This is a genomic window from Sphingomonas echinoides ATCC 14820, assembly GCF_000241465.1.
GTDB lineage: Bacteria > Pseudomonadota > Alphaproteobacteria > Sphingomonadales > Sphingomonadaceae > Sphingomonas > Sphingomonas echinoides.
Window position 1 is genome coordinate 138,896 of the sequence record NZ_JH584236.1, and the last position, 1,607, is coordinate 140,502.

Here is a 1,607-nt window from a genome sequence, read left to right on the forward strand (position 1 = left end):
CTCGGTGCTGGACGCCAAACTGGAAGCGGCAGCTGGATATACCTTCAGCGATATTCTTGATGTGTCCGAGTGCGTCCTCACGACGATCGAGCAGCGCGGTAACGACCACATGGACGCTTTGAAGCGGGTGCTCATGATCTGCCCCCTTCTGAGTGGTCCAAAATCTCTGTTATTTTGGACGACGAAGGAGTTTGGAAATGGGCAAGAAGCACAAGCCGGAGGAGATCATCGGTAAGTTGCGTGAGGCGGAGATCGTGCTGGCGCAGGGTGGGACGGTGCCGGATGCGTGCCGACGGCTGGGTGTCACGGAGCAGACCTATTACCGCTGGCGCAAGGAATATGGCGGGCTGAAGGTAGATCAGGCACGTCGGATGAAGGACTTGGAGCGCGAGAATGCCCGGCTGCGGCAGGCAGTATCGGAGCTCACTCTGGACAAGGTTATCCTGCAGGAGGCTGCACGGGGAAATTACTGAGCCCCGCTCGGCGGCGACGCTGCATCGATCATATCAAGGCAATGATGCCGGTGTCCGAGCGACGGGTATGCCGTGTGCTCGGACAACACCGATCGACGCAGCGCAAGCTGCCACGCGGGGCCGATGACGAAGCGGCGCTGACCGAGGACATCATTGCGCTGGCCCGGCAATATGGTCGTTATGGGTATCGCCGGGTGACGGCGCTGCTGCGTGACGCGGGCTGGCACGTGAACCGCAAGCGGGTCGAGCGCATCTGGCGGCGGGAGGGGCTAAAGGTGCCACAAAAGCAGCCAAAGCGTGGACGTCTGTGGCTCAATGACGGATCGTGCATCCGGCTGCGGCCGGAATATCCCGGGCACGTCTGGTCGTATGACTTTGTCGAGGGCCGCACCCACGACGGGCGTAAGTTCCGCATCCTGTCGATCATCGACGAGGCCAGCCGAGAGTGCTTGGCCCTGCCGGTAGCGCGGCGGCTGCGCAGCGAAGACGTTCTGGCAGCGTTGGCGGAACTGTTCGTCACGCGTGGCCCACCGGCACATATCAGGTCCGATAATGGCAGCGAATTTATCGCCAACGCCGTGCAACAATGGTTGGCCAGGATCGGCGTAAAGACGCTCTACATCACCCCCGGTAGCCCATGGGAGAACGGCTATTGTGAGTCTTTCAACGGCTCGATGCGTGACGAACTGCTCAACGGCGAAATCTTCTATACCTTGGCCGAGGCGAAAATCCTGACCGAAGCCTGGCGGCGGCATTACAATACAGTCAGGCCGCATAGCTCATTGGGTTATCGGCCGCCGGCCCCGGAAACTGCAACGCCGCCATGGTCGCCCGTAGGTGGAGCGAAGCGGAACCGGAGGGCGGCCATGGCGCCGAAGGCGATCATGCACTAACAATCAAGCCGGACCACTCGGTGGGGGCCGATCAGATCAGGCTCGCGCATGTGGTCCCGGCACGCTGCACGGTGAAGGCGGTCGTTCGCGCGCAAGGCGAGGTCGATCTCGGGGGGTAGGAGGATCATGCCGCCGCCCTCCCTTCGACAGCCATCTCGTGCGGGAAGGCGAGCAGGAAGTCGGCCGCCTTGCTGGCGGCGCTGGCGGCACGAAAGATCGCCCGATTGTCTTCGCGCAGCAC

Annotated in this window: 2 protein-coding genes and 1 pseudogene; 2 read left to right on the top strand and 1 reads right to left on the bottom strand. The window is 62.2% G+C overall.

The genetic code is table 11. From position 1 onward, the window contains the following. Both ON00_RS20990 and ON00_RS19090 read left to right on the top strand, forming a co-directional pair. On the top strand, positions 1 to 235 hold a 235-nt coding region (locus tag ON00_RS20990), incomplete at its 5' end, for a hypothetical protein (RefSeq protein WP_211207182.1). Continuing rightward, positions 198 to 1,366, top strand: a protein-coding gene (locus ON00_RS19090) for an IS3 family transposase (protein WP_169313358.1) whose coding sequence is annotated in 2 segments (ribosomal slippage) — positions 198 to 459 and positions 459 to 1,366 — 1,170 coding nt in all. Because the reading frame shifts where the segments join, the coding sequence is not laid out codon by codon here. The genes ON00_RS20990 and ON00_RS19090, both read left to right, overlap by 38 nt. A 124-nt stretch (positions 1,367 to 1,490) precedes the next feature. Here the strand turns inward: ON00_RS19090 and ON00_RS21430 are convergent. Further along, a pseudogene (locus tag ON00_RS21430) lies at positions 1,491 to 1,607 on the bottom strand (antirestriction protein ArdC); the annotation flags it as partial.